The sequence below is a fragment of the Plantactinospora mayteni genome (assembly GCF_016862935.1).
GTDB classification, from domain to species: domain Bacteria; phylum Actinomycetota; class Actinomycetes; order Mycobacteriales; family Micromonosporaceae; genus Plantactinospora; species Plantactinospora mayteni.
This window is the reverse complement of sequence record NZ_BONX01000018.1, coordinates 26551-51838: the sequence shown is the minus strand read 5'-3', so window position 1 is coordinate 51838 and position 25288 is coordinate 26551. Positions and strand designations below refer to the sequence as shown.

The window sequence follows — 25288 nt, the reverse complement described above, 5'->3', positions numbered from 1 at the left end:
GCCGGCAACTCCGCGTCGGAGCCCGCGCCGTCGGAGCCCGCTCCGTCGGCGGGCACTCCGTCGGTGGGCGCGTCGGCGCGGTAACGGCGGAAGGAGCCCGTCGGTGACCATCCGGATCGAGGTGACCTCGGCCGACGTGGCGGCCAGCCGGTTCGCCATCTCGCCGCTCGGCGAGGCGATGTCGGCATTGCGGCTCTGCGCCGGTCAATACCGGTCGGCCCCGCTGGCTCCCTGGGTGGCCCGGGTCCGGGACCGCTACCTGCGACTGCGGCGGGACCGGCCGGCGGTCGGGGCGCTGTTGACGCTGCTACGCCGGGGCGGCTACAACGCGGACTTCGTACAGCCGCCGCCGTCCGGGGTCGGGCTGACCTTCGCCGACGAGCTGGCCGCGATCCGGGCCACCCCGCTGGAGCAGGCCCGCGAGGAGTTGGCCCGCAACCTGGCCGGGCACCGGACCCCGCCGGAGTACGCGCGGCGGATCTTCGAGGCACCGGACGTGGTGGACCGGATCGCCGACGGGATCGAGGCGGTCTGGAGCACGCTGGTGGCGCCGGACTGGCCACGGCTGCGGGCGGTGCTGGAACGGGACCTGTTGCGCCGGGCCGGTCAGCTCGGCACGTACGGCTGGGCCGCCGCGCTCGCCGACCTCGATCCCCGGCTGCGCTGGATCTCGGACGGGACGGACGGGGTGATCGAGGTCGACTGCACCGACCGGGGCAACCGGACGCTGGCCGGCCGGGGGCTGCTCTTCGTACCCAGCGCCTTCGGCACGCTGATCAGCTATACCGAGCCGCCCTGGCCGTACGCGATCGTCTATCCCGCCCGGGGCGTCGCCGACCTGCTCGGCCCGCCCCCGCCCGGCCGTACCCCGGACGCGGTGGACCGGCTGGTCGGCGGCTCCCGGGCGGCGGTGCTGCGGGCCCTGGCCGTCCCCGCCACCACCAGTCAACTCGTCGCCCAGCTCGGCAGCGGGCTGGGCAGCGTCGGCGGGCACCTGGCGGTGCTCCGGGACGCCGGGCTAGTCAGCCGGACCCGGCTCGGCCGGTCGGTCCGCTACGAGCGCACCGCGCTAGGCGACGCGCTCGCCGCCGAGTCGCCGCCCTCCGGCGCGGTGTCCACGGCCGAGCGGAGCAGCGGCAGCACCCGGTAGGGGATCTTCTCCGCCAACGCGATGATGCTGGACGCCCGGGCGATCTGCTCGTGCGAGAGGATCTGGTCGAGCACCCGTTGCAGGTCGGCGTTGGACCGGGCGACGATCCGGCAGAGCACGTCGCCGGAGCCGGTGATGGTGTGCGCCTCCAGCACCTCGGGGATGCCGCGCAGGTGCGCGGTCACCGGGTCGTGGCCGGGACGCTGGTGGATCTCCAGCGTGACGAACGAGGTCACCGCGAAGCCGATCGCCGCCGGGTCGAGCTGCGGCCCGAGCCCTGCGATCACGCCCCGGGCGAGCAGCTTGTCGAGCCGGGCCTGCACGGTGCCCCGGGCCACCTGGAGCCGGCGGGAGCACTCCAGGACGCCGATCCGGGGTTCGGCGTCGAGCAGCTCGACCAGCCTGACGTCGAGCTGGTCGAGCTGCACATCCTGCACAGTAGTCACGGCTGTTGACCATACTAAATGCACAACCTGCCCAGCATTTCGCCGATCGGTTGCCCAGGTCGGCGGGCGAGCGGGATGCTCCCGGAAAGGTCGGGCCGGGCCGCCGGTCGGTCGCGGCACCCCAGGGAGGCAGAACGATGACCAGCGCACTCCACCAGCCGTCCACCGTCGGCACGGAACTGGACTCCGAGGTCGACCTCGACCGGCTCGTCGGGGCCGTCGCACACGAGGACGCCGCCGACCCCTTCCCGGTGCAGGGCATCGACCACATCCGGTTCATGGTCGGCAACGCGAAGCAGACCGCGCACTACTACTCGACCGCGTTCGGGATGACCCGGGTGGCGTACCGAGGGCCGGAGCAGGGTCACCGGGATCACGCCGAGTACGTGCTGACCAGCGGATCGGCCCGGTTCGTCTTCACCGGTGCGGTCCGCCCGGACGCCCCGGACGCCGACCACGTGGCCCGGCACGGCGACGGCGTACTCGACATCGCGCTGGCGGTGCCGGACGTGGACGCGGCGTACGCGTACGCGATGGCGCAGGGCGCGACCGGCCTGGCCGCCCCGTACGACGTCACCGACTCGCACGGCACGGTCCGGATCGCCACCATCGCCACCTACGGCGACACCCGGCACTCGCTGGTCGACCGGTCCCGCTACCAGGGCCCGTTCCTGCCCGGCTTCGTCGCGCGGGGCCCGATCGTGGACCGGCAGCCGATGATCGACGCGGGAGTGCAGCCGAAGCGGTTCTTCCAGGCCGTCGACCATGTGGTCGGCAACGTCGAGCTGGGCCGGATGGACGAGTGGGTGGAGTTCTACCGCCGGGTGATGGGCTTCACCAACATGGCCGAGTTCATCGGCGACGACATCGCCACCGACTACTCGGCGCTGATGTCGAAGGTGGTGGCGAACGGTACCCGCAAGGTCAAGTTCCCGCTCAACGAGCCGGCGGTGGCCCGGCGCAAGTCGCAGATCGACGAGTACCTGGAGTTCTACGGCGGGCCGGGTGCCCAGCACATCGCGCTGGCCACCAACGACATCCTGGCCAGCGTCGACGCGATGCGGGCGGCCGGCGTCGAGTTCCTGGACACCCCGGACTCGTACTACGACGACCCGGAGCTGCGGGCCCGGATCGGCCGGGTACGCGCCCCGATCGAGGAGCTGAAGGCCCGGAAGATCCTGGTCGACCGGGACGAGGACGGCTACCTGTTGCAGATCTTCACCAAGCCGGTGCAGGACCGGCCGACGGTCTTCTTCGAGCTGATCGAGCGGCACGGATCCCTCGGTTTCGGCAAGGGCAACTTCAAGGCGCTCTTCGAGGCCATCGAGCGGGAACAAGAGGCGCGCGGAAACCTGTAACACTGTCCTGCGTGACCCAGCAGCCTCCGCCCATGCCTCCGCCACCACAGGGCTACGCTCCGCCGCCCGGCTACGGCCCGCCGCCGGGTTACGCCCCGCCGCAGTACGCGCCGGGTCGGACCGGTTACGGTCCGTTGCCCGGTTACCCGGTGGCGCCGCCGCCGGTCAGCCCGTCCGGTCAGCCGCTCGCCTCGTTCGTCGACCGGCTGCTGGCGTACCTGATCGACGCGGCGATCCTCGGCGGGACGATGATGGTGATCATGATCCCGGCGTTCGTCGTCTTCTTCTTGACGGTGGGCAGGGACTTCTTCACCGTGCCCGATCCGGACAGTTACGTCGTCGAGCCGGACCCGCTCGGCTTCCTGGTGCCATTCCTGCTGCTGGAGGCCGCCCTGCTGGTGGTCGCGTTCGCCATTCAATACCTCTACCAGGTGGAACTGACGAAGCGGACCGGGCAGACCGTCGGCAAGCGGGTGATGAAAATCAAGATCGTCCCGCTGGATCCGGCCGGCTCGATCGGCCGGGCCCCGCTCGCCCGGCGATACCTGGTGCAGGCGGGCGGCGGCCTGGTCCCCGGGCTGAGCTACATCGACGGGCTCTGGCAGCTCTGGGACAAGCCGTACCAGCAGTGCCTCCACGACAAGTTCGCCAGGACCGTGGTGGTTAAGGTTCCAGCGTGAACGTCAGGACTCAACCAAGGTCGTCCCGGTGACGGTGCAACCGGGCTGGTACGCCGACCCCGCCGAGCCGACCACCCAGCGGTACTGGGACGGCGAGGGCTGGATCGGCGCGGCGCTGCCCGTCGACGCCACCCCACCACCCGGTCCGCCGCCGGCCGAGGAGCCCGAGCCGGCCCCCGCACCGTCCAGCGGTGCCGGGGCACCGGGTTCCCCCGCCGCGCCCGGCTCACCGGCGACGCCGCCCCCGCCCGGGGCGCCCGGCGGACCGGCCGCGCCCTGGGGCGGACCACCCTGGGGCGGACCGCCGTGGGGTGGTCCACCGGTCAGCGGTCCGCCGCCGGGCGGGGCACCGCCGGTCAGCGGGGCACCACCGAGCGGGCCACCGGCCTCCGGACCACCGGCCGGCTGGCCCGGCGCCGGACCGGCCGGTCAGCCGTACGGGCCGCCGCCGCCCGGGGCGCCGTACGGGCCGCCGCCGCCAGGCTGGCCGCAGCCGTACTGGGGGGCGCCACCGCCCCGGCCGCACGGGCTGGAGCTGGCGCCACTCGGCGCCCGGGTGGTCGCCCGGCTGATCGACATCAGCCTGGTGCTGCTGCTCAACGTGGTGGTGAACGGCTGGTTCGTCTGGCGTTTCGTGCAGGAGATCGAGCCGGTCACCCGGGAGATCTTCCGGCGCGCCCTGGCCGGCGAGTCGACCACCGAGGGCCTGCCCCAGGCGAGCGCGCAGGCCGACGGTTTGCAGGTGGTCATCCTGCTGATCGCGGTCGCGCTCTGGTTCGCCTACGAGGTGCCGTCGGTGGCCAACACCGGGCAGACCTTCGGCAAGCGGGTGATGGGGATCAAGGTCGTACCGCTGGCCGAGACCGAGCAGTTGGGCTTCGGCCGCTCGTTCCGGCGGTTCAACATGCTCGGCCTGCCGGTCTTCCTCTGGAGTTGCTGCGGCATCGGCTTCCTGATCCAGCTCGTCGACTGCGCGCTTCCGTTCTTCGACCGGCCGCTGCGGCAGGCCCTGCACGACAAGCGGGGCCAGACCGTGGTGGTGCGGTCCTCCTCGGCGGCCACTCCCCCGGCCGAGCCCACCGGCACCCCGCACGACAGCTCTGGAGGCCCCCCGTCATGACCGGTCCGACCAGTTCCACCCCCGGCCCCGACCGGCAGCCCCGGGCGCCCCGGCTGACCCGCGCCGATCTCGACGCGCTGCCCAACTACGTACCCGGGCGGAGCCCGGCGGACCTGGCCCGGGAACTGGGCCTGCCGGAAGCGATCAAGCTGGCCAGCAACGAGGTGCCGTACGGGCCGCTGCCCGGGGTGGTCGAGGCGGTCGCCGAGGCGGTCGCCGAGGCACACCGCTACCCGGACATGGGCGTACTGGCGCTGCGGGCGGCGCTCGCCGAGCGGCACGGCGTGGACGCGGACCGGATCGCCACCGGCTGCGGGTCGGTGGCGCTGGCCGAGCACCTGGTCCGGGCCACCTGCCTGCCCGGGGACGAGGTCGTCTACTCGTGGCGCTCCTTCGAGGCGTACCCGATCATCGCGGCGACCAGCGGCGCCACCAGCGTGCGGGTGCCGAACGACGCCGGGCACGGGCACGACCTGACCGCGATGGCGGCGGCGGTGACCGACCGGACCCGGCTGATCCTGGTCTGCAACCCGAACAACCCGACCGGGACCAGTCTGCGCCGGGCCGAGTTGGACCGGTTCCTCGGCGCGGTGCCGGACGACGTGCTGGTGGTGCTCGACGAGGCGTACCGGGAGTTCGTCACCGACCCCGAGGTGCCGGACGGCCTCGCGGCCTACGGCGACCGGCCGAACGTGGTGGTGCTGCGCACCTTCTCCAAGGCGTGGGGGCTGGCCGGGCTGCGGATCGGCTTCCTGGTCGGGCAGCCGGAGGTGGCGGCGGCGGTACGCAAGGTGGTGACCCCGTTCTCCACCAGCCTGGCCGCCCAGTCCGGGGCGCTGGCCGCGCTCGCCCAGACCGACGAGGTACGGCGGCGCTGCGCGCTGGTCGTCGCCGAGCGGGACCGGGTCACCGAGGCGCTCCGCAAGCGGCTGCCGGCCGGGCCGGTCGGCGCGACGGTACCGGCCAGCCAGTCGAACTTCGTCTGGTTGCCGCTCGGCGACCGGTCGGTGCCGTTCGCACAGGCGTGCGAGGCACGCGGGATCATCGTCCGCCCCTTCGCCGGCGAGGGCGTACGCGTCACCATCGGCACCCCGGCGGAGAACGACGCCTTCCTCGCCGCCGCCGACTCCGCTCTGTAGGTGAATTCGGGTCCTTCGCCCGCTTTTTCCGTTTTTAAGCTTTTATGCCCTTGTTCCGCCGTGTCGGGGTACTTTCGGACCAGTTGGACGGTTGTCGACCGCCCACAGCCTGCCCGGAACCAGATCAAGGTGGATCAGAATCGTGCGTATCACCAAAGCCCTGCTGGTCAGCTCCGCCGCCGTACTGGCGGCAGGGCTGCTCGGCTCGCCCGCCGCAGCCGCTCCGACCGGTGACACCGACGTCACCTTCGAACTCCTCGCCGGCACGCTGGACATCACCGTTCCCGCCACCGCCGACCTCGGCACCGGTTCGCCCGGCAGCCCGCTCGACGGGCAACTCGGCGTGGTCACCGTGACCGACGAGCGGGCCTCGGCCGACGCCTCCTGGACGGCGACGGTGACCTCCACGGACTTCACCACCGGTACGGCCACCGCGAGCGAGACCATCCTCGCCTCCGAGGTCGACTACTGGTCCGGACCGGCCACCGCGACGACCGGCAACGGCACCTTCACCCCCGGACAGGTCAACGCCGCCGCCGCGGCGCCGCTCGACAACACGACACCGCTCACCGCCTTCAGCCACACCGGTGGCACCGGCAACAACAGCGCGGCCTGGAACCCGACCCTGGTGGTGAACGTCCCGCTCGACAACGAGGCCGGCACCTACACCGGGACGGTGACGCATTCGGTCGCGTAACGGCGGCGGGGTCGTCGGACACCTGCTCCTCGCCCTGCTCTGCCTCGCCGGCCCCGGCCTGACCGCCGGGGCCGGCGAGGCGGCGGCGGCTGTGCGGGACGACGCGCCGACGATCGGAATCCAGTTGCTGGAGGCACCCGTCGAGCGTCGCGCCGACCCCCGGGCCCGGCGGCACATCGTCGACCACCTGCCACCCGGCACGGTCATCCGGCGGAACCTGCTGGTGGTGAACAAGACCGCCAGGACCCAGCGGATAGACCTGTACCCGGCAGCCGCCAGCGTCGACGAGGGCCGGTTCCAGTTCGGCGAGGGACGTACCCAGAACGACCTGGCCTCGTGGATCTCGCTCGACAAGGACCGGCTGGACCTGGCGCCGGGCGACAGGGCACGGGTCAGGGCGACCGTCGACGTGCCACCACCGACCTCGGCCGGGGAGCGGTACGCGGTGATCTGGGCATCGACGAAGTCCCGGCCGAACGAGTCGGACGGCATCAACCAGATCCACCGCGTCGGCGTACGCGTCTATCTCGACGTCGGTCTCGGCGGCGAGCCACCGTCCAACTTCACGATCGGTGAGCTGGTGCCGGCCCGGGACCCGCAGGGCGTACCGTCGGTGGCCATCCGGGTCGTCAACACCGGGCAGCGGGCGCTGGACGTCGGCGGGTCGGTGTCCCTGTCGGAGGGTCCCGCCGACCTGCGGGCCGGGCCGTTCGACGTCGTCCAGGGCACGACTCTCGGCCTCGGCGAGACCGGCACGGTCACCGTCCGGTTCCCCCGGGAACTGCCAAACGGACCGTGGAAGATCGATATCGCGCTGGAGAGCGGCACGGTACGCCAGAACGCCACCGGAGAGGTGACCTTCCCGGATCCGGGCGAGGTGGGGAAGCCGAGCCGGCTCTTCGCACCCCTGGCCACCCCGTGGGGCATCCTCGGCACCTCGCTGGCCAGCGGCCTGGTCATCGCCGGGGTGCTCTTCGTCGTGGCCCGCCGGATCCGCCAGCGACGCAGGGTCGGGACCGAAGTCGACGCCTGAACCCGACGCCGCCGGCCGGGCTGACGAGCCGCGTCCGGGCCCCGGTCAGGTACCGGCCAGGATCACCGGCTGGGCGGCGAGGTAGTAGCGGTCGTCCCCGGCGGCCGGGTCCACCGGCTCGGCGAGCCGCTCCACCGCGACGAAACCACCGGCGGCGTACGCGAACCCGGGCGACCAGGTGGTCGAGTCCCGCCCGTACGTGAACGGGAACCGGGACAGTTCCGCCCCGGTCGCGGCGTCCAGGGTGACCAGGTCACCTCCGGCGGTACGCAGGTGCACCCGGCCCGGTTGGGCGGCGACCAGCCGGGCCTGCCCGGCCTCCGACCAGCGCCACAGTTCGGCACCGGTCCGCACCGACCGGGCCACCAGCCCGGTCCCGCCCGGCGCCACCGCGACCTCGTCGACCAGTACGGCCTCGGGTGCGTCCAGTGCCGGGGCCGGCACCGGGCGGACCCCGTCGACCAGCCAGCCCCGGGTCACGCCACCGCTGACCGTTCGCAGGGCGCGGCAGCCGGACCGCCCGGCCGCGCAGCCGACCGGGCTGACCTGGATCGGCTGTCCCGAGTCGTCGGGACGCCAGCGACCGGCGAGGGTACCGGTGGCCACGTCGTGGAACTCGACGTCGCGTGCCCCGGCACAGTTGTCCAGGACCGCGAAGAACCCGTCGGTGGTGGTCAGCCCCTGACCAGCCCCGGCGGCGGCCTCGTCGTCCGGACCACCGTCGGAGCAGGCCGGGTCGGCGGCGAGCCGCCACAGTTCCCGGCCGGTGTCGAGGTCGATCCCGCGCCGGTCGGCGGTCCCGCCGACCACGAGTACGGGTCGGCCGGCTGACGTACGGGCCGTGTAGAGGCCGGTCGGGGCGTAGACGGTGGCGGCTCCGGTGCGCCGACCGTGATAGCCGTGCCCGGGGCGCGGTCCGGTGGCCCGCCAGCGGACCGCCCCGGTACGCGCGTCCAGCGCCACCAGTTCGCCGTCCGACCAGCGGGTCACCACCGTGCCGCCCTCGGCCACCAGCCCCGCCACCTGCGCCGGCCAGCGCCGGTACGACCAGTACGGCGTGCGCCGGGTGGGCGCGTCGACCGGCCGGTCGGCCCGGATCTGTCGGGTGGTGGCGTAGACCCTGATCCGGTCGTCGACGATCAGCGGTGCCGCGTTCAGGGTGCCGACCACACCGGGTCGGACGGTCACCGGAGCCGGGTAGTCGGCGGAGGCCGGGGTGCTCACCTCGGCCGGCGCCAGCACCCGGTAGACGACCACGGCGGACCCGACCACGAGCAGCACCGCCACCGTGATGGCGACCGCCGTTCGCGGCCAGTTCCGCGCGCCGTTCGGCGTTGCCATGCCCGGACACCTCCGCCGGAACCCTATCGGCCACCGGCCGGCCACCACCTGGCAGGTGCGCGAATAGGTCGGTGGCAGTTGGTGAGGCGGCGGTCTTCAGGCGGCGGTCTTCAGGCGGCGGTCGGTCAGGCGGCGACGGCCGGGCCGCTCCGGCCAGGGCCGGTGGCGGTGGCGGCCAGGTCGGCCAGGTCCCGGCGCAGCGCGCCCTCGCCGGCCCGCGCGGCGAGCCCGCCGAAGAGCACCGCCAGCAGCCGGCCGTACCGCGCGGTGGGCACACCCTCGTGGCTGACCGTCACCACGGTCCGGTGCCGGCCCGGCCGCCGCGCCGGCACCGGAACGAAGGTGTACGTCGTCAGGTAGTCCACGCCGTTGCCCGACGAGCCGACCACGAGTCGCCGGGGCGGTGACACCTCCTGGACCGTGAACTCCTCGACCATCACGGTGCCGTCCGGCCCGGTCCGACTCTCCCGCCAGACGGTGCCGACCCCGAGCCCGCTGCCCGTCCCAGAACCGCTGCTCGGCGCAGGCCCGCTGCCCGTGCCAGGCCCGCTGCCGGGGCCGGGCGGCGCGGAGATCTCGTCCGGTGCCGGCGGCCCGGCCGGGTCCAGTACCTCGACCTCGTCGACCTGGCAGAGCCATCGGTGGCGGGCGGGCAGGTCGGTGAAGACCCGCCACAGCTCGTCGGCGGGTGCCTCGATCAGCCGGCTGAACGCCACCGTCGACATTGGGCACCTCCCCCAACCACGACGGTACGACCCGGGCGGGGCCGATCACAGCCCGGACCGCCGCAGAGTGATCAGAACGTGACAGCGCGACGCGCGAACGGACCGCAGTGAGCGAAACAGATAGCCGTGCCTCGCCGCCCCCGGGCGAGCCCGACGCCGCCTCGGCCGGTATTCGACCCTGGGCTCGGGCGAGGTTCCCCGTGACCGCGCCGTCCCGGCAGCGCTCGGACCAACCCCGAGCCAGGGCGATGGTTCCCCGTGACCGCGCGGTCCCGGCAACGCTCGGAACCGCGCGGTTTTCGATCAGCTTCCGAACGCGCCCGTCCTGGTCGCGGCCACGAAGGCCGCCCAACTGGCCGCCTCGAACGACAGCACCGGGTCCGGGTCCTTCGAGTCACGCACGCCGACCACTCCGGGCAGGTTGTCGGCCACCTCGACGCAGAGTCCCTGGTCGTTGGAACGGCTGCTCTTGCGCCAGCGGGCAACTTCCGCGTTGAACATTTTTGTACCCTTTCAAGGCGTATGACACTTGATGACGGGTTTGTCACCGTCCGGGTAAGTCAACGCGCGATGAGCAATCCTGTTACTCGTCCCGGCCGGTCAATCGCACACTTCGTCCGACCGGCTGTGCGGGAGCTGACTGAATGCCGACTGGAGACCGGCTGTGCGTACGCTGGGCGGAATTGTGGGCCGTCGGTGCGGCACTGAGCGGAACCAGATCCCGTACCGCCGGACCTCAGTTCGGGCGGGCCGGGGCGATCGTGCCGACGACCTCGCCGAGCCCGATCGTGCTGCCGTCCGGTCCCGGCGCGGTGGCGCCGATGCTGACCGTGTCGCCGTCGTCCAGGAAGGTCCGGGTCGAGCCGTCGGAGAGCCGCACGGGCTCGGCCCCGCCCCAGGTCAGTTCGAGGAACGAGCCGACCTGCTCCCGGCGGGGCCCGGAGACCGTGCCGGAGGCGTAGAGATCACCCGTACGCAGCGCCGCCCCGTTCACCGTCAGGTGGGCGAGCTGCTGGGCCGGCGTCCAGTACATCCCGGCGAACGGCGGCTCGCTGACCCGGGTGCCGTTCCAGTCCACCGTCAGCCGCAGGTCCAGCCCCAGGTGCGGTACGTCCCGCAGGTAGTCGAGCACCGCCGGCTCCTGCGCCGGGGCCGGTACCCAGGCGTCGGCCAGCGCCTCCAGCGGCACCACCCAGGGCGAGACCGAGGTGCAGAACGACTTGCCGAGGAACGGCCCGAGGGGTTGGTATTCCCAGGCTTGGATGTCCCGGGCCGACCAGTCGTTGAGCAGCACCACCCCGAAGACGTGCGCCGGGAAGTCCCGCACCCCGACCCGCCCGCCCAGCGGCGACGGTACGCCGACCACGAAGCCGACCTCGGCCTCGATGTCCAGCCGGGTCGACGGCCCGTACACCGGCCCGTCCGGGGTGCCGCGCTGCCCCGTCGGGCGGACCACCGGGGTACCGGAGACCACCACCGTGCCTGCCCGGCCGTGGTAGCCGACCGGCAGGTGCCGCCAGTTCGGCAGCAGCGCCCGCCCGTCGGGCCGGAAGATCTTCCCGACGTTGCTCGCGTGCTGCTCGGAGGAGTAGAAGTCGACGTAGTCGGCGACCCCGAACGGCATGACCAGCTCGACCCGGTCGAGCGGGAGCAGCAGCGGGGTCACCGCCGCCCGGTGCCGCTCGTCGCTCAGCAGCTCCACGATCCGGCTCCGGACGGTGCTCCACTGTGCCCGGCCGAGCGCCAGGAACGCGTTCAGGGTCGGCTGCCGCAGCGCGCCGCCGGCCAGTAGCAGTCCGGCCGCCTCCGCGCCGTCGAGGTCGAGGACGAGATCCCCGACCCGTACGCCGATCCGGGGCGCCCGCCCCGCCGACCGGAAGACCCCGTACGGCAGGTTCTGCACCCCGTACGTCGATCCCGCCGCCTCCGCCACCCAGGTCACCCGCGTCCCCCAACTGTCACGGCTTCAAGCCTCCGTTCACCAGTCCCAGCCGGACCAGGTCGATCAGCGGTTCCATCACACTGCACGAGCCGAACCCGATCCAGAGTGGACGATGTTCCTGGCGGCGGGACCGGGCCGCCTCGACCAGCGGCAACGGGTCGGTCGCGGCCAGCGTCTCGGCCACCTCGGCGACCTCGGCTCCGGCGCAGGCCACGGCCGTGCCGGCCAGGATGTTGACGAAGCCGTGGTGGGTGAAGCCGGTCTCCGGGTCGATGTGCCGAATCGCGTGGTGCAGCCCGGCGGTGAGCTTGAACGGCAGGTCCCGGTCCCGGCAGGCGCCGATCACCGCCGCCAGCTCGACCGGGGTGGGGAAGAGTTCGGCGGCCAGCCCGCCGGTGCGGAACTTGGCCGCGATCCGGCTGCCGGCGGCCCGCTCGTCGGCCAGCTTGTCGAGCGCGCCGAGCAGCCCCCAGGTGAGCGGGATCTCGGCGTAGACGTCGGCGTCGTGGTCCAGGTGCGCGGGGAGGCCGGCGAGGGCGGCGAGCCCGGGTAGCGGGTCCTCGCCCCGCTTGGCCACCGCCATCTCGACCTGCCGGATCCGGATCCGCGGGTCGGTCCGCTCGCGCAGCGGGTACAGCTCCGGCACGGGTACGTCGCCGATCACGCCGACGTCGATCCGCTCGTCGTCGTCGAGCAGGGCCGGCAGGCCGGGCAGGGCGGAGGCGGGCAGCAGCAGGGGGCCGACCAGTGGGGCGTACCAGGCTCTGCGGTGCCGGCGGTGCGCGGCGACCGCCTCGGGCAGCGTGGCGCTGCCGGGCGGGAAGACGGCGGCGTCGTCGACCAGCCCGGCGAAGAGCCGGGGCACCTGCGTTGACACGAACAGAGAACTTACGGGACGCTACGACTAGCGGACAACACCGTCCGATTATCGGACGCTTTTGGCCGGTGACTGGGACAAAAGGGAGGCGATCATGCCGTACTACCGCAGCGTCGGCGAGGTTCCCCGGAAGCGCCACACCCAGTTCCGGCAACCCGACGGCAGCCTCTACGCCGAGGAGCTGATGGGGCAGGAGGGCTTCTCCTCCGACTCGTCGCTGCTCTACCACCGCTATCTGCCGACCGCGATCGTCGCCGCCGAGGAGTTCACCCCACCGGCCTGGCAGCGGGTGCCGAACCTGCCGCTCAAGCCGCGCCACCTGCGTACCCACAAACTCGACGGCGGTGCCGGCGCCGACCCGATCCTCGGCCGGCAGCACCTGCTGGCCAACGACGACGTCCGGATCTCGTACGTCGTCGCCGACCAGCCCTCCCCGCTCTACCGCAACGCGATCGGCGACGAGTGCCTCTACGTCGAGTCCGGCGCCGCCCGGGTCGAGACCAGCTTCGGGGTGCTCGGGGTGACCGCCGGCGACTACGTGATCATCCCGACCTCGGTGGTGTACCGGATCGTCCCGGTCGCCCCGGAACCGCTCCGGATGCTCGCCATGGAGGCGTCCGGGCACATCGGCCCGCCCAAGCGCTACCTCTCGGTACGCGGCCAGTTTCTCGAACACTCCCCCTACTGCGAGCGGGACGTACGCGGCCCGGAGGCGCCGCTGCTGGTCGAGGAGACCGACGTCGAGGTGTACGTCCAGCACCGCCGGGGCTGGACCCGCCACGTGTACGCCAACCACCCGTTCGACGTGGTCGGCTGGGACGGCCACCTCTACCCGTGGGCGTTCTCGATCCACGACTTCGAGCCGATCACCGGCCGGATCCACCAGCCCCCGCCCGTGCACCAGACCTTCCAGGGGCCGAACTTCGTGATCTGCTCCTTCGTCCCCCGCAAGGTCGACTACCACCCGCTGGCGATCCCGGTGCCGTACAACCACCACAACGTCGACTCCGACGAGATGCTCTTCTACACCGGCGGCAACTACGAGGCGCGACGCGGCTCCGGCATCGAGCAAGGGTCGATCTCGCTGCACCCGGCCGGTTTCACCCACGGCCCGCAGCCCGGCGCACCGGAGCGGGCGATCGGGGCGGAGCGCTTCGACGAGCTGGCCGTCATGGTCGACACCTTCCGCCCGCTCGACCTCTGCGGCCCGGCACTCTCCTGCGAGGACACCGGGTACGCCTGGACCTGGTCCGGCCGTACCACCGGCTGAGTCCTAGCGCGACGACGACCTCGTCACCGACGTGCCTCGGCGAGGGGCCGCAGCCTCTTCTGGAAGGCCGCCTCGTCGATGCCCCGGGCCAGCTTCCGGTTGTAGTTCATGCGATATGGGCAGCTGTCCTCGGCGCCCTGTCGCCCCGGCACGATGAACTCGCTGACCATCCTGCCGCTGCGGGCCTCCCGTACCGTGACGTGATAGACGCTCTCGAACAGGTCGAAGGTGAACGGTCTGCCCCCGCCCGGCGCTGCCTGTTCACTCGCGTAGTTGCAGGTGACGTCCTTGCGCGAATCCTTGGTCGCCGTCACGCGTACGCAGACGAACAGTTGCACCTGATCGAGATCCCGGTCGGAGGTGCCAGGCTCGTACCGAGGTTCCCATTCCCTGGGCAGCAGGACCTCGGCGTACTCCATCTCCCGCTCGTCGGGATATCCGACCAGCGCCATCAGGTGCGGCCCACGCCCGGCGAAAGGCCGGGAGGTGAGGTTGTAGACATAGAGCTTCGGCGACCGGCACGGGTCGGCGGAATCCTCGTTGCGGGTCTGCGTCGGCCCGGACGGCGGCGCGAGGGGTGGGAGCCGTCCGGAGGCTGGCGGGCCGCCGGGCCGATCCGGCGGCCACGTGCACGGCCCGGTCACGGCGACGGTGAACCGCCCACTGTCCCGTGCCATCTCCATGAGCAACTGAGTGCCGTCCTCATGCGTGGCGGTGACCTCCCGGACGTCGGCGGGCGTGCCAACCCGCCACCGCTTGTCATGTTCGGCAAAGCCCTCGCGAAGCATCCACATTTCCACGTCGTCGAGGTATTTCTCGGCCTTCTCGCCAGCGGACACTGCCAGCTCGGCCCGCGGCCGGACACCCCAGGTCGGGCCGCCCTCGGGCAGGTCGGCGCAGCCCACCGTCCGGGAATGGCTCGGCGGGGTGGCCTGCGCCTCGGGTTCCAGTGCTCCGCTCACCGCGCGGGACAGGTGTTCGGTGAGGCGCTGCTCGAACTCCTCGGCGGTCACCACCGGCGCCGGCGGTTCGGGCCCGGTCTCGTCGGTGCAGCCGGTGAGCACCAACAACACCCCGCACAACGCCATGCCGAGTCGGCGACTCCACCGATGGGTCCACTGCCGAGCCATCGCACCCCCGATCGTCCGGTCGGCACGGGCAGGCCGAGAAGAAACGGGATGTTCTGTCCCGGACTCTACCTGTTCATCCACGCCGTCCGATACGGATCGTGCCGTCAGTCGCGATCGGGTGACCAGCCGAAGAGCACCGCCAGCTCGGTCGCGGCGGTGGCGAGGATCGCCAGCACCAGCGGCCACGGGGTACCGAGGATCGCGTAGAGCATGATCAGGCACGGTCCGGCGATCACGGTGTAGACGGCGAGGGCCAGCAGCCGGTCCGAGCGGATCAGGTCGGGCAGCCGCCCCCGGCCCAGGTTCGGCACCCGCTTGGCGAACCGCCAGACCAGGATGCCGCCGGTCACTGCCGCGAGCCCGGCCCAGAGCCGGGACGACACCGGGTTCGCCGCCGCCAGGCAGGCGACCAGCACCGACACCACGATGGTGTAGCCGGCGCCGTACATCAGGAGTTGGCGTAGTCCGCCACCGATGGTCCGGGCGCCGTCCCGGCTGGTCGGCTCCAGGGCCGCCGCATCCGCGAGATGTTCCAGCGCCTCCGAGTAGCGCCGCTGCTCCAGCCGGATCACTCCGATGTTGTGCTGGGCCGCCGCCAACTCGGGGTCCAGCCGCAGCGCCTCCCGGTACGCCCGCTCGGCCAGGTCGAACATCTGCATCCTGGCCGCCACCAGGCCCAGCACCAGGTGCGCCTGCGGCTCCTCCGGCGCCAACTCGACAGCCCGCCACGCGGCGTTGAGCGCCTGCTGTCCGTTACGCGACTCGGCCAGGATCGCCGCCGCGCTGCGCTGGGCGTACGCGTCGTCCGGCCCGAGCGCGAGGATCTCGTCGGCCGTCGCCGCCGCCTCCTTGAACCGGCGCAGGTCGGCCAGGGCATGTCCCCGGATCACCAGTGGATGGACCAGTTCCGGGGCGACGGCCACGGCCGAGTCGGCGGCGGTCAGCGCCTCCTCCGGCTTGTCGGCGGCGAGCTTGACCATCGCGAGCATGAGCAGCGCACGCACATTCGACGGGTCGAGCGCGATCGCGAACCCGACTTCGGCGGCGGCTTCGTCGTACCGGCCGAGTTCGGCGAGCAGTTCGGCGCGCTGGACGTACCCTTCGGCGGAGGAGGACTGGTCGGAATCGGCGTCGCTGGACACGGGCCGAGCCTATCCGGCGCTGTCCCGCCCGATCTCCACGCCCGACCTGCCGAACACCCACTCTCCGGGCAGTTGAATGGCGGCCACCGGCCAGTTAACCGGCGACCCGCCGAATGCCCACTCCCCAGGTCGGCGGATGCGCGGTACCGTAGACGGGACCAAGCCTGGCGCTCCCCCCGTGGTGTCAGGCTTGGTCCCTATCTACCGCCGGTCCGCCGAGCAGCCCTTCCCACAGCCTCCGCAGCCTCCACTGCCGGAACCTCCGCTGGGCTTTGCCACGCTCCCCGACGAGCACCCGAGCCCGACTCACCTTCGACGAGCCGTCACGAGGTCGTCAGTACGCCCCGGGTGACGAGCCGGCTCACCATGGCCACCATCTTGCGTGGCCGGCGGGGCTGAAGGTGCGCCCCGGCGAAGTTGCTCGCCCCCGGCACCACGTAGCCCTGGTTGCGGTCCAGCGCCCGCAGCGCCCGCCTGACGACCGGCTCCGGCGTCTCCATCCGCCCGACGGCCGCCTTACGGGTGCCGATCACGTCGAAGAAGCCGGTCTGCACCGGGCCGGGGCAGAGCGCGAGGACCTTCACGCCCCGATCGCGGTATTCGGTCCAGAGCGCGAGGCTGAAGTTGAGCACGAATGCCTTGGCCGCGCTGTAGACCGCGAAGTATGCCGTGGGTTGGAAGGCCGCGGTCGAGGCGACGTTGACGACCGCGCCGCGACCGCGCTTCAGCATCGGCGGGACCAGCGCGTGGGTCAGATCGGTCAGGGCCACGACGTTGACCATCAACTGCTCGTGGTCGCGCAGGCGGGAGATCTCCTCGAATCTGCCACACGTGCCGAAGCCCGCGTTGTTGACCAGCAGGTCCACCTTCAGCCCGCGAGACCGCAACCCGTCGAGTACGCAGGCGGCGGCGTCGGGCTCGGCGAGGTCCTGCGTGATCACTTCGACGCGTACGCCGTGGGTCTGCCGCAGCACTGCGGCCAGTTCCTGCATGGGCGCGGCCGAACGGGCGACGAGCACCAGGTCGTGGCCTCTGGCCGCGAGTTGACGGGCGAACTCGGCGCCGATGCCAGACGACGCGCCGGTGACGAGAGCTGTCTCATTCATGCAACAGACCGTACCAATTTGCTTCCACAACTGCAACGTCGTGTTGCAGATATCAGGCGAGCTGCATCCTGGTGTAACATCACCGCAGCAGGGCGGAAGGGGACGGGGGCGAGATGGCCGACGGTGACCGGCGACTGAGGGCGGATGCCGAACGCAGCATCCGCAGCATCCTGGAGGCCGCCGAGCGCATCCTGAGCGACGACCCGAACGCCACCATGGAGCAGATCGCCGAGGCAGCGGGCGTCGCGCGTACGACGATCCACCGCCGCTTCGCCAACCGGGACGCGCTCGTCCGGAGCATGGCCGACGCCGCCTGGCAGCAGGTCCGCGAGGCGGTCGAGCAGGCCCGGCCCGACACCGCGCCACCACTGGTGGCGCTACATCAGGCGACCGCGAACATCCTGCGCATCAAGTCCGGCTGGCCCTTCGCGATGGGTCAGCTCGCGGTCGCGCCGACCACGGCACAGGCCCAGGCCGACGTCTTCGCCGCCTGTGACCGGGTGCTCGTGCGGGCACAGCAGGTTGGGATCATCCGGGCAGACGCCGACCTGACCTGGACGAGGCGGGTCTACATCGCACTGATCAGCGAGACCGCACACGGCGCGCCACGCACCACCGACGACGATCCCGACCGGCTCGCCGCCCGCATCATCGACACCCTGTTACACGGCGTCTCCGGCCGTTAGGGGAAGACGACCGGTCCTCGACGAGCAGGCGCTCGCCGACGGACGGGAGAGGCCGAGGGTGAACCGGTGATCGGGGCGGCCATCCCATAACGACAACGCCCCCGCGACCCGTGCTGCCACGGGTCGCGGGGGCGGTTCGTCGCCTCGGCGGAGGCTATCCGCGAACGTCTCGGACAAAGGCCCGCCAGGTCGCCGGACCGAACGCCAGCACCGGCCCCGACCGATCCTTGCTGTCCCGCACCAACACCCGACCCGGGAGGTTGTCCGCAACCTCCACACAGTTGCCCTGGTTGGCGCTGCTACGGCTGCTCTTACGCCAGTTCGGCTGCTCAGCCATGCTCCTCAACCGCCTTCACGATCAGGTCTCTCGACTGGTCGACCGGGAGTGCGAGCCCGGTCACGATATCCCAGGCCAACTCTAACTTCCTCAGGTCCTCCGGGTCGGTCGCCACCTCGCCGCGCAGTTGGGAGTCCAGGTAGCCGACCCGGGCCCCGCCGGCGAGGGTCGCCAGCACGAACGGGCCGGACAATCCGATGTGCAGCCCGGCGGACCGCGGCACCACCCGCACCTGCACCCGGTGGCGATAGCTGGCACTGACCAGGTGCTCGAGTTGCTCCTTCAGCACGTCCGGCGGGCCGCAGTGCAGCGCGAACTCGCCGAGGATCCCGGTCAGCATCGGCGGGTCCGGCCGGTCCACCGTGGCCGCCTGCCGGTCCCGGCGGTCCTGGACGGTCCGCGCGATCGCCTCGTCGGGCAACCGACCGCCGTGCAGCACCGCCCGCGAGTATCCCTCGGTCTGGAGCAGCCCGGGGATCAGGTTGGGTTGAAACGTCCGCAGCAGCACGGCGCGCTTCTCGTTCTCCCGCCACGGCCGCATCCAGACCGCCAGCGCGTCCTCCCGGGCCGCGTCCGAAGCCCGTTGGATCTCGTCACCGGTGCCGAAGAACCCGTCGAGTTGCTCGGCCGTTTCGGGTCGCGGCACCAGTCGACCGCTTTCAAATCCGGCGTAGAGCGACGTACTGACGTTGATCGCTCTGCCCACCTGCTGCTGGGTCAGCTTCTTCTCGGCCCGCAGTCTCTTGAGAAGTGCCCGAAGATCGCTCATATCCGCCCCTGTCTCGGAAATCGATGCGGGGCATCCGCCTCTAATGCCTTCCGCCCATTTTCTGCCACCTCTGATCAGCGGTCCAGACTGGAGCGGGCGAGGAAGATTGCACTACTTCCCTATAAAGTGGCCTCGGGCAGGACCTCAGGACCGCCGGTGGACGAGCGCGACGGCGATGCCGGCCAGCCCCTCGCTCCGACCGGTGAGACCGAGACCGTCGGTGGTGGTACCGGAGACCGTGACCGGGGCGCCGACCGCCGCCGTCAACACCCGCTGGGCCTCGTCGCGGCGGGGACCGATCTTCGGGCGTACCCCGATCACCTGGATCGAGACGTTGCCGATCTCGAAGCCGGCGGCCCGGACCCGACGGGCGGTCTCGGCCAGCAGCGCCACCCCGGCGGCGCCGGCCCACTCCGGCTCGGCCACCCCGAAGTTGCTGCCCAGGTCGCCGAGGCCGGCGGCGGAGAGCAGCGCGTCGCAGGCGGCGTGCGCGGCGACGTCACCGTCGGAGTGCCCGGCCAGCCCGTCCACGCCCGGCCAGTGCAGGCCGGCCACCCAGCAGGCCCGACCGGGCTCGAACCCGTGCACGTCGGTACCGACACCGACCAGCGGAAGGATCACGTGCGAAAGCGTAGGCGATCAGTGGTGCCCGGCGAGCGGCACGGCACTGAGCAGGTGCTCGGCCAGGGCCAGGTCGAACGGGCGGGTGATCTTCAGCGCGTATTCCGAGCCGGGGACGCAGGCGACGCGTACCCCTTGTTTCTCGACCAGGCCCGCGTCGTCGGTGAGCGGATCGGCGGCGGCGGCGTGCGCGGCGGCCAGCACCGCCCGCCGGAAGCCCTGCGGTGTCTGCACGACCCGCAGCGCCGACCGGTCGACGGTGCCGAGCACCACGCCGGCGGCCGAGACCTCCTTGACCGTGTCGACCACCGGGAGCACCGGGATCACGGCGTCCTCGCCGCCCCGTACCGCCTCGGCGACCGACTCGACCAGGGTGGTCGGGGTGAGCGCCCGGGCCGCGTCGTGCACCAGGACGATCTCCGGGCCGGCCGGCACCGCCGCCAGCGCGGCGGCGACCGACTCCTGCCGGGTGGCCCCGCCGGCCACCACGGTCAGCTCGGCGACCGGCCCGAGCAGCTCGCGGACCGCGTCGTCGTCACCGGGTGGCGCCGCCACCACGATGGTGTGCACGGAGGGTGCGGCGGCGATCCGCCGTACGGCGTGCACCAGCAGCGGTTCGCCGCCGATCCGGCGGAGCGCCTTGGGGCCGCCCGGCCCGAGCCGGACGCCGGCACCGGCAGCCGGAACGAGGACCGCGACGTCACCGCGCGGATTGAGCTGCGCGGTCACGTCGCGGTCCTCGGACTTTCTTCGGGGTACGTCGCAGGCACTGGCGGAAGTGCCAGCTTGGGGGTGCTATGCCTCGGTGAGCACCTTGTCGAGAAGAGTTTCCGCTTCGTCCTTGGTGCTCTTTTCGGCGAGTGCGACCTCACCGACGAGGATGTCGCGGGCCTTGGCGAGCATTCGCTTCTCACCCGCCGACAGCCCCCGCTCCCGCTCCCGGCGCCAGAGGTCGCGGACAACCTCAGCCACCTTGAGAGGGTTACCGGAGGCCAGCTTCTCCAGATTTGCCTTGTAACGCCGCGACCAGTTGGTCGGCTCCTCGGTGTGCGGGGCACGGAGGACATCGAAGACCTTGCCCAGGCCCTCTTCGCCGACCACTTCGCGCACGCCCACGATCTCGGCATTCTCGGCGGGCACCCGGACCGTCAGATCACCCTGAGCGACCCTGAGGACGAGGTACTGCTTGGGCTCGCCCTTGATGACCCGAGTCTCGATTGCCTCGATGAGTGCGGCCCCGTGGTGGGGGTAAACAACGGTCTCGCCGACACTGAAAACCATAGGTTCGAAACCCCTTTCGCTGTGTCTAGGGTAACACGCTCAGGCACCGATGTCCCACCGCAGTCCTGACCGTTAGCGCAGCTCAGAGGCCCTGTGAGAGGTCTTTCTTCGGCTTGACACAGCAGCGATCCATGGATTTAGGCACACTGCGTGACACACGGATCACCGGCCGACAAGACGGATCGGAAAAATCGGATGTAGGGCGTTGCGGTCCCACCAGCATATCTCTTCGGCACACGGCACCGCCGCCCACTGGCGATCCGACCCCCGGTGGGGGAGGCTGGAGCGGAGCCCGATTCACACCTCAGGTGAGCAGCCAGGGGGTGCGCCATGAGCACGTCGGCGGACGGCGACGGCCGGCCGGACAACGGCCCGTTCGACGGCGTGCCCGACCTACCCGCCGACTGGGGCCGGATCGTCATCCCCGACGATCCGGCCGAACTGGCCGCCGAAGCCGCGCAGGTCCGCCGCGAGCTGCGACTACAGGCCCGTCACAACGGCTGGCGCAGGCGTCTCGGGCTCCCCACCGCCACCGCCGGCCCCGCCCCGCTCCGGCTCTCCCTGCTGATCATGTCGGTCGCCCTGCTGGCCACCATGGCCAGCCTCTTCGCCCTCACCTGGCCCACCCCGTACCGGCCGACCGCGACCGGCCGGAGCACTCCCGGTACCCCGGGCGACCAGAGCAGCAGCTCGAGCGACCAGAGCAGCCCGAGCGACCCGACGAACCCCGCCGGGCGGTCCCTGCCCGCGCTCGACCTGGTGGGAGAGGACGGACGGGTCGTCCCGTTACGGGGGCTGCTCCCCGCCGTGATCATCCTGATCGACGGCTGTACCTGCGACGAGCACCTCGACGCCGCCGTCCGGGCCGTCCCGCCGGGCGTCGCCGTGGTGGCGGTCAGCACCCGCCGGACCGTACCGGGCACCCGGACCATGCCAGCGCCCGGCGGCGGGGTACCGCGCTTCCTGACCGACCCGACCTCCGAGCTGCGGACCGCGCTGCACCTGGCCGACGGGAGCGGCCGGGGCGCCGCCGTACTGGCCAGCCGGTCGGGGCAGATCCTCCGGACCGTGCCGGTACTCAGCTCACCGGGCGACTACCAGGCCGACCTGCCCCGCCTGCTGACCGCCGTCTGAACCGGTCTCCCCGCCCGGCTGGCCATCCGCCTGCCGACCACTCACCCGCCCGAACCGGCCATCCCGCCTGAGCCGGCCATCTGCCTGAGCTGGCCCATCGACAAGGCTGGTCAGGGGAGTGCCACGACCTGGAGGGCGATCTCCACGTGCCGGTGGTTCAGCCGTCGGGCCCCGATCGACAGCTCGTCGCCGGCCGCGACGAGTTGCACACTGCCGAAGGGTCCGGGGCAGCTCACCGACTTCGACCAGCTCTCCGTCACACCCCGGAGCGCCCGGATGTGCAGCTCGCCCGGGCTGAGGCAGACGTACTGGAGCAGGTAGCGACCGCCCGGGCGGGTGTCGATCGACCAGGTGACGAAACGCCGCTGGTTGAGCGTGGCCGTCTCCCGCCAGACCGTGTCCGGGAAGCGCGGCAGGCTCTGCCCGGCCACACTTCCAGCCCGCTCGCCGGCCAGATCCGCCCCGCCGATCCCGGGGGCCACCTCCGGCAGGCCGACCCCGGTCCGCCCCGGCCGGGCCGGCTCCGGTGCCGACCGGACCGACCACCAGCCGCCGATCCCGACGAGCAGCACCGCCGCCATCGTCAACGCCACCCTGCGCACCGGTCGCCTCCTCCCGCCGGTCGAACGGAGATCTCGCCAGTCGAGCCGAGATCTCGCTAGGAGCCACCCTGGCCGACCTGGTGGGCCGGCCGCGTGCCGTCCGCCCGTGCCGCCCCGGGCTGCCGGTCCAGCAGTGCCGCGTAGAGGGTCAGCCCGGGTCCGAACGCGAGCATCACCACGGTACGGGGTGGAACGGCCGACCGCCGAAGTCGTTCCACGATGAGTAGGGAGGTCGGCGACGAACAGTTGCCGTTCTCGTCGAGTACCGCCCGGGATGCGGCGAGGGCCTCCGGCGGCAGGCCGAGTTCCGTCTCCACCACGTTGAGGATCCGGGGACCGCCGGGATGCACCGCCCAGCCGTCCACCTCGGAGATCCGCTTTCCGTGCCGGGCCAGCAGGTCGGTGACCAGATCGAGGACGTGTGCCGCCAGTACCTGGGGCACCTTTGGGGACAGTCCCATCCGGAAGCCGGTGTCGGTCAACTCCCAGGTCATGTGGTCGGCCGTCGAGGTGTCGGTGACGGCGGTGACCTCGCGGACGGCGTACCCGGAACGGGTTCCCGGAGCGACCACGACGGCGACGGCGGCGTCGGAGAAGAGCGCGTGCGAGATGATCTGCTGGGTGTCCATCCGAGCCGTCGACGGCTGGATGTGCAGGCTGGTCAGCTCGGCGCAGAGCAGCAGCGCCGGGCGGCCCCGGGCGGTGACGAAGTCGTTGGCGGCGGCCAGCCCCGGCAGGGCCGCGTAACACCCCATGTGGCCGACGAACATCCGCTGGGTGTCCGGGGCCATCCCCATGTCCCGGGCCAGCAGGATGTCCAGCCCCGGCGTGGCGTACCCGGTGCAGGAGCAGACCACGAAGAGGCCGATCTCCCCGGCCGAGAGCCTGGCGTCGGTCAGCGCCCGGGCGACCGCCTCCTTGCCCAGCGGCAGCGCCTCGATCTGGTAGCGGCGCATCCGGCGCTCGGTCGGCCAGTCCGAGACGTCCTCCAGCAGCGGGTTCACCGCCGCCTGCCGGTGCCGTACCCCGGAGTTGGCGAAGATCCGCTCGGCGAGCGCCCGGGTGGACCCGGAGAAGTGCCCCGCGAAGAAGCCCGCCCACAGCTCCTGCTGGCTGGCCGTGGGCGGCAGCGCCACGCCCACGCCGACGATCACCCCGGAGCCGTCCTGCCCGCTTCCGCTTCCCATGCCGTCCTCCGATCGCGACTGCTCTTCGGGGTGCAGTTGCACTGGACCCCGGCGACCGCCGGTGCCGAACGCACCGTGCGCGCTCCACGCGCCCCACCGAGCCCAACCCCCGAGCGTGACCTCGGGACTCGCGCCGACCGGACGCGCCCGGTCGCGGTACGGCCCGACCGCGCCGGTGGTGGCCGGGCGGCCGGCTCGCCACTGTCAGGTACCAGTGAACCTTCTTCAACCTCCCCTCGCGCTCGGGCGGACCGCAAGGTCGGACGCGGTACGTGAACGCCGCGCGGTTCAGGGTGAAAGGGGTTCGGTCACCGGACCCCTCACCATCGGGGAGTCGACGCGTCCCGGTCCGGGTCGCCGCCGAGCGCGGCGATGCCGAGCCAGTCCGCGCAGACGTCCGAGGTGGCCGGATGCAGCGACCCGCACCGGGCGTCCCGGTAGAGGCGTTCGAGCGGATGGCCCCGCCGGGTCGCCGAGGTGCCGGCCGCCTCCACCATCGAGGCCGCCACCTCGGCCGCGGTCGTCCCGGCCAGCAGCTTGGCCCGCCACACCCAGCGGTTCGTCTCGGCGTCGCCCGGCGCCTCGTCGACCCGGCGGGCCGCCTCGGTCACCGCCAACTGGGCGGCGGCGGTGGCGGCGTCGGCCCGGCCGACCCGGGCGCGTACCGCCGGCAGGCCGTCCAGCCCGCGTCCGGTCAGGTGTTCGACGGCGGCGTCGATCGCCGCCCGGGCCACTCCGACGTAGACGGCCGCATAGCTGGCCACCAGCCAGTGCGGCATGAGCTGCGCGACCACCAGGGCCAGCCCCTCCACCCCGCCGAGCAGCCGGTCGGTCGGCACCGTCACGTCCAGGTGCAGGTCGTGCGAGGCGGTGGCCCGCATCCCGAGCGAGTCCCAGGTCGGCTCGACGTGCAGCCCGTCCGGCCCGGCCGGGACCAGGAACTGCGACACCACCGACTGGTCGGCGACGCTCCGGGCGGCCACCAGGTAGCCGTCGGCGTGTCCCGCCCCGGAGCAGAAGGTCTTGGCACCCTTGATGTGGTAGCCGCCGTCCACCGGCTCGTACGTGGTGGTCAGCTTCGACAGCCGGGAGCCGGCGCCGCGCTCGCTCATCGCCACCGCATACCAGGCGCCGGCCGCCGCCTCGGCGAGCAGCCGGTCCCGGGCCGCCAGCGCCTCGGACGGTACGCCGAGCGCCTCGGCCAACTCCTCGGTCAGCGCGCCGAGCGCACCGGTCACCGAGGCGTGCATGTTGAAGACCAGCGCCGTCGCGCCGTTGCCCCGGGCCAGCTCGCTGGCGACCGCCGCGTACCCGGCGAAGCTGGCCCCGAGCCCGCCCAGCCTCGCCGGGACCATCAGCCCGAGCAGCCCGGCCGAGCGCAGGTCGGCGAAGTCCTCGACCGGGAACGTGCCGTCCCGGTCGTGTTCGGCCGCCCGGGCGGCGAGTCGTGGCGCCACCCGGCGCGCCGCTGCGAGCGCGTCCACCGTCATGCGTGTCCCTTCCCGCACCGGCCGG

The 25288-nt window shown here is 72.3% G+C and carries 27 protein-coding genes; 10 read left to right on the top strand and 17 right to left on the bottom strand.

The window, feature by feature from the left end; genetic code table 11:
• Nucleotides 1-109: 109 nt before the first annotated feature.
• Nucleotides 110-1150 (top strand): ArsR/SmtB family transcription factor, encoded by a 1041-nt coding sequence (locus tag Pma05_RS13715; RefSeq protein ID WP_203858044.1) that lies wholly within the window; start codon nt 110-112, stop codon nt 1148-1150.
• Here the strand turns inward: Pma05_RS13715 and Pma05_RS13710 are convergent.
• Nucleotides 1054-1596, bottom strand: coding sequence for an Lrp/AsnC family transcriptional regulator (locus Pma05_RS13710; RefSeq protein ID WP_203857772.1), 543 nt, complete (start codon nt 1594-1596; stop codon nt 1054-1056). The two genes, Pma05_RS13715 and Pma05_RS13710, sit on opposite strands and share 97 nt — an antisense overlap.
• 137 nt (nt 1597-1733) lie before the next feature.
• Between Pma05_RS13710 and hppD the strand changes: the two genes are divergently transcribed.
• The 6 genes from hppD to Pma05_RS13680 all read left to right on the top strand — a co-directional run bounded on the left by hppD (nt 1734) and on the right by Pma05_RS13680 (nt 7623).
• Nucleotides 1734-2954 carry a 4-hydroxyphenylpyruvate dioxygenase gene (hppD, locus tag Pma05_RS13705; RefSeq protein ID WP_203857771.1) on the top strand — a complete coding sequence of 407 codons (1221 nt, stop codon included), beginning with the start codon at nt 1734-1736 and terminating at the stop codon, nt 2952-2954.
• 32 nt (nt 2955-2986) lie between these two features.
• Nucleotides 2987-3634 (top strand): RDD family protein, encoded by a 648-nt coding sequence (locus Pma05_RS13700; protein WP_203857770.1) that lies wholly within the window; start codon nt 2987-2989, stop codon nt 3632-3634.
• Nucleotides 3635-3662: 28 nt separating this feature from the next.
• A complete protein-coding gene (locus Pma05_RS13695) occupies nt 3663-4754 on the top strand; it encodes an RDD family protein (RefSeq protein WP_203857769.1) in 1092 nt (363 codons plus the stop codon).
• Nucleotides 4751-5893: a histidinol-phosphate transaminase gene (hisC, locus tag Pma05_RS13690; RefSeq protein WP_203857768.1), complete on the top strand. Its 1143-nt coding sequence runs from the start codon at nt 4751-4753 to the stop codon at nt 5891-5893. Before Pma05_RS13695 ends, hisC begins: the two co-directional genes overlap by 4 nt.
• Nucleotides 5894-6035: 142 nt before the next feature.
• Entirely contained in the window at nt 6036-6590 is a 555-nt protein-coding gene (locus Pma05_RS13685) for a hypothetical protein (RefSeq protein WP_203857767.1), read from the top strand.
• A 91-nt stretch (nt 6591-6681) separates the two neighbouring features.
• Entirely contained in the window at nt 6682-7623 is a 942-nt protein-coding gene (locus Pma05_RS13680) for a hypothetical protein (RefSeq protein ID WP_203857766.1), read from the top strand.
• Nucleotides 7624-7668: 45 nt separating this feature from the next.
• Here the strand turns inward: Pma05_RS13680 and Pma05_RS13675 are convergent, their stop codons facing one another.
• From Pma05_RS13675 to Pma05_RS13655, 5 genes are all read right to left on the bottom strand, one after another.
• Nucleotides 7669-8964: an outer membrane protein assembly factor BamB family protein gene (locus Pma05_RS13675; protein WP_203857765.1), complete on the bottom strand. Its 1296-nt coding sequence runs from the start codon at nt 8962-8964 to the stop codon at nt 7669-7671.
• 125 nt (nt 8965-9089) lie between these two features.
• Nucleotides 9090-9689, bottom strand: a complete 600-nt coding sequence (locus tag Pma05_RS13670; RefSeq protein ID WP_203857764.1) for an SRPBCC family protein — start codon at nt 9687-9689, stop codon at nt 9090-9092.
• A gap of 303 nt (nt 9690-9992) precedes the next feature.
• Nucleotides 9993-10190 (bottom strand): DUF397 domain-containing protein, encoded by a 198-nt coding sequence (locus Pma05_RS13665; RefSeq protein ID WP_203857763.1) that lies wholly within the window; start codon nt 10188-10190, stop codon nt 9993-9995.
• A gap of 235 nt (nt 10191-10425) precedes the next feature.
• On the bottom strand, nt 10426-11631 hold the full coding sequence (gene fahA / locus Pma05_RS13660; protein WP_203857762.1) for a fumarylacetoacetase: 1206 nt from the start codon (nt 11629-11631) through the stop codon (nt 10426-10428).
• Nucleotides 11632-11647: 16 nt separating this feature from the next.
• Nucleotides 11648-12508 carry a hypothetical protein gene (locus Pma05_RS13655; RefSeq protein WP_203857761.1) on the bottom strand — a complete coding sequence of 287 codons (861 nt, stop codon included), beginning with the start codon at nt 12506-12508 and terminating at the stop codon, nt 11648-11650.
• 94 nt (nt 12509-12602) lie between these two features.
• Between Pma05_RS13655 and Pma05_RS13650 the strand changes: the two genes are divergently transcribed.
• Nucleotides 12603-13778: a homogentisate 1,2-dioxygenase gene (locus tag Pma05_RS13650; protein WP_203857760.1), complete on the top strand. Its 1176-nt coding sequence runs from the start codon at nt 12603-12605 to the stop codon at nt 13776-13778.
• A gap of 23 nt (nt 13779-13801) precedes the next feature.
• Here the strand turns inward: Pma05_RS13650 and Pma05_RS13645 are convergent, their stop codons facing one another.
• The 3 genes from Pma05_RS13645 to Pma05_RS13635 all read right to left on the bottom strand — a co-directional run bounded on the left by Pma05_RS13645 (nt 13802) and on the right by Pma05_RS13635 (nt 17156).
• Nucleotides 13802-14908, bottom strand: a complete 1107-nt coding sequence (locus tag Pma05_RS13645) for a hypothetical protein (RefSeq protein WP_203857759.1) — start codon at nt 14906-14908, stop codon at nt 13802-13804.
• Between the two features lie 104 nt (nt 14909-15012).
• Nucleotides 15013-16050 (bottom strand): tetratricopeptide repeat protein, encoded by a 1038-nt coding sequence (locus Pma05_RS13640; RefSeq protein WP_203857758.1) that lies wholly within the window; start codon nt 16048-16050, stop codon nt 15013-15015.
• A gap of 323 nt (nt 16051-16373) precedes the next feature.
• On the bottom strand, nt 16374-17156 hold the full coding sequence (locus Pma05_RS13635) for an SDR family NAD(P)-dependent oxidoreductase (RefSeq protein ID WP_203857757.1): 783 nt from the start codon (nt 17154-17156) through the stop codon (nt 16374-16376).
• A gap of 113 nt (nt 17157-17269) precedes the next feature.
• Here Pma05_RS13635 and Pma05_RS13630 point away from each other — a divergent pair, with 113 nt between their 5' ends.
• Nucleotides 17270-17842 carry a TetR/AcrR family transcriptional regulator gene (locus Pma05_RS13630; RefSeq protein ID WP_203857756.1) on the top strand — a complete coding sequence of 191 codons (573 nt, stop codon included), beginning with the start codon at nt 17270-17272 and terminating at the stop codon, nt 17840-17842.
• A gap of 154 nt (nt 17843-17996) precedes the next feature.
• Here Pma05_RS13630 and Pma05_RS13625 read toward each other — a convergent pair whose 3' ends face one another.
• The 5 genes from Pma05_RS13625 to Pma05_RS13605 all read right to left on the bottom strand — a co-directional run bounded on the left by Pma05_RS13625 (nt 17997) and on the right by Pma05_RS13605 (nt 20850).
• Nucleotides 17997-18179, bottom strand: coding sequence for a DUF397 domain-containing protein (locus Pma05_RS13625; RefSeq protein ID WP_203857755.1), 183 nt, complete (start codon nt 18177-18179; stop codon nt 17997-17999).
• Nucleotides 18172-18948, bottom strand: coding sequence for a helix-turn-helix domain-containing protein (locus tag Pma05_RS13620; protein WP_203857754.1), 777 nt, complete (start codon nt 18946-18948; stop codon nt 18172-18174). The genes Pma05_RS13625 and Pma05_RS13620 overlap by 8 nt, the downstream gene beginning before the upstream one ends.
• Before the next feature lie 144 nt (nt 18949-19092).
• Nucleotides 19093-19569 carry a 2-C-methyl-D-erythritol 2,4-cyclodiphosphate synthase gene (gene ispF, locus Pma05_RS13615; protein ID WP_203857753.1) on the bottom strand — a complete coding sequence of 159 codons (477 nt, stop codon included), beginning with the start codon at nt 19567-19569 and terminating at the stop codon, nt 19093-19095.
• An 18-nt stretch (nt 19570-19587) separates the two neighbouring features.
• The gene (ispD, locus tag Pma05_RS13610; protein ID WP_203857752.1) at nt 19588-20298 is read right to left on the bottom strand and encodes a 2-C-methyl-D-erythritol 4-phosphate cytidylyltransferase; all 711 of its coding nucleotides are present in this window, start codon (nt 20296-20298) and stop codon (nt 19588-19590) included.
• 66 nt (nt 20299-20364) lie between these two features.
• On the bottom strand, nt 20365-20850 hold the full coding sequence (locus Pma05_RS13605) for a CarD family transcriptional regulator (protein WP_007073334.1): 486 nt from the start codon (nt 20848-20850) through the stop codon (nt 20365-20367).
• A gap of 330 nt (nt 20851-21180) precedes the next feature.
• On the opposite strand from Pma05_RS13605, the gene Pma05_RS13600 reads away from it, so the two are divergent.
• The gene (locus tag Pma05_RS13600) at nt 21181-21984 is read left to right on the top strand and encodes a hypothetical protein (protein WP_203857751.1); all 804 of its coding nucleotides are present in this window, start codon (nt 21181-21183) and stop codon (nt 21982-21984) included.
• A 110-nt stretch (nt 21985-22094) separates the two neighbouring features.
• On the opposite strand, the gene Pma05_RS13595 is transcribed toward Pma05_RS13600, so the two are convergent.
• From Pma05_RS13595 to Pma05_RS13585, 3 genes are all read right to left on the bottom strand, one after another.
• Nucleotides 22095-22586, bottom strand: a complete 492-nt coding sequence (locus Pma05_RS13595; protein WP_203857750.1) for a DUF6023 family protein — start codon at nt 22584-22586, stop codon at nt 22095-22097.
• 56 nt (nt 22587-22642) lie between these two features.
• Entirely contained in the window at nt 22643-23773 is a 1131-nt protein-coding gene (locus Pma05_RS13590; protein WP_203857749.1) for a type III polyketide synthase, read from the bottom strand.
• Between the two features lie 320 nt (nt 23774-24093).
• Nucleotides 24094-25263: an acyl-CoA dehydrogenase family protein gene (locus Pma05_RS13585; protein WP_203857748.1), complete on the bottom strand. Its 1170-nt coding sequence runs from the start codon at nt 25261-25263 to the stop codon at nt 24094-24096.
• Between the last annotated feature and the right edge of the window lie 25 nt (nt 25264-25288).

Coding starts and splice junctions, on each gene's coding strand:
- Pma05_RS13675 (WP_203857765.1), bottom strand. CDS start 8,964: ATGGCAACGCCGAACGGCGCGCGGAACTGGCCGCGAACGGCGGTCGCC.
- Pma05_RS13630 (WP_203857756.1), top strand. CDS start 17,270: ATGGCCGACGGTGACCGGCGACTGAGGGCGGATGCCGAACGCAGCATC.
- Pma05_RS13665 (WP_203857763.1), bottom strand. CDS start 10,190: ATGTTCAACGCGGAAGTTGCCCGCTGGCGCAAGAGCAGCCGTTCCAAC.
- Pma05_RS13700 (WP_203857770.1), top strand. CDS start 2,987: ATGCCTCCGCCACCACAGGGCTACGCTCCGCCGCCCGGCTACGGCCCG.
- Pma05_RS13670 (WP_203857764.1), bottom strand. CDS start 9,689: ATGTCGACGGTGGCGTTCAGCCGGCTGATCGAGGCACCCGCCGACGAG.
- Pma05_RS13600 (WP_203857751.1), top strand. CDS start 21,181: ATGAGCACGTCGGCGGACGGCGACGGCCGGCCGGACAACGGCCCGTTC.
- Pma05_RS13645 (WP_203857759.1), bottom strand. CDS start 14,908: ATGGCTCGGCAGTGGACCCATCGGTGGAGTCGCCGACTCGGCATGGCG.
- Pma05_RS13635 (WP_203857757.1), bottom strand. CDS start 17,156: ATGAATGAGACAGCTCTCGTCACCGGCGCGTCGTCTGGCATCGGCGCC.
- Pma05_RS13620 (WP_203857754.1), bottom strand. CDS start 18,948: ATGAGCGATCTTCGGGCACTTCTCAAGAGACTGCGGGCCGAGAAGAAG.
- hppD (WP_203857771.1), top strand. CDS start 1,734: ATGACCAGCGCACTCCACCAGCCGTCCACCGTCGGCACGGAACTGGAC.
- Pma05_RS13585 (WP_203857748.1), bottom strand. CDS start 25,263: ATGACGGTGGACGCGCTCGCAGCGGCGCGCCGGGTGGCGCCACGACTC.
- Pma05_RS13590 (WP_203857749.1), bottom strand. CDS start 23,773: ATGGGAAGCGGAAGCGGGCAGGACGGCTCCGGGGTGATCGTCGGCGTG.
- Pma05_RS13650 (WP_203857760.1), top strand. CDS start 12,603: ATGCCGTACTACCGCAGCGTCGGCGAGGTTCCCCGGAAGCGCCACACC.
- hisC (WP_203857768.1), top strand. CDS start 4,751: ATGACCGGTCCGACCAGTTCCACCCCCGGCCCCGACCGGCAGCCCCGG.
- Pma05_RS13625 (WP_203857755.1), bottom strand. CDS start 18,179: ATGGCTGAGCAGCCGAACTGGCGTAAGAGCAGCCGTAGCAGCGCCAAC.
- Pma05_RS13605 (WP_007073334.1), bottom strand. CDS start 20,850: ATGGTTTTCAGTGTCGGCGAGACCGTTGTTTACCCCCACCACGGGGCC.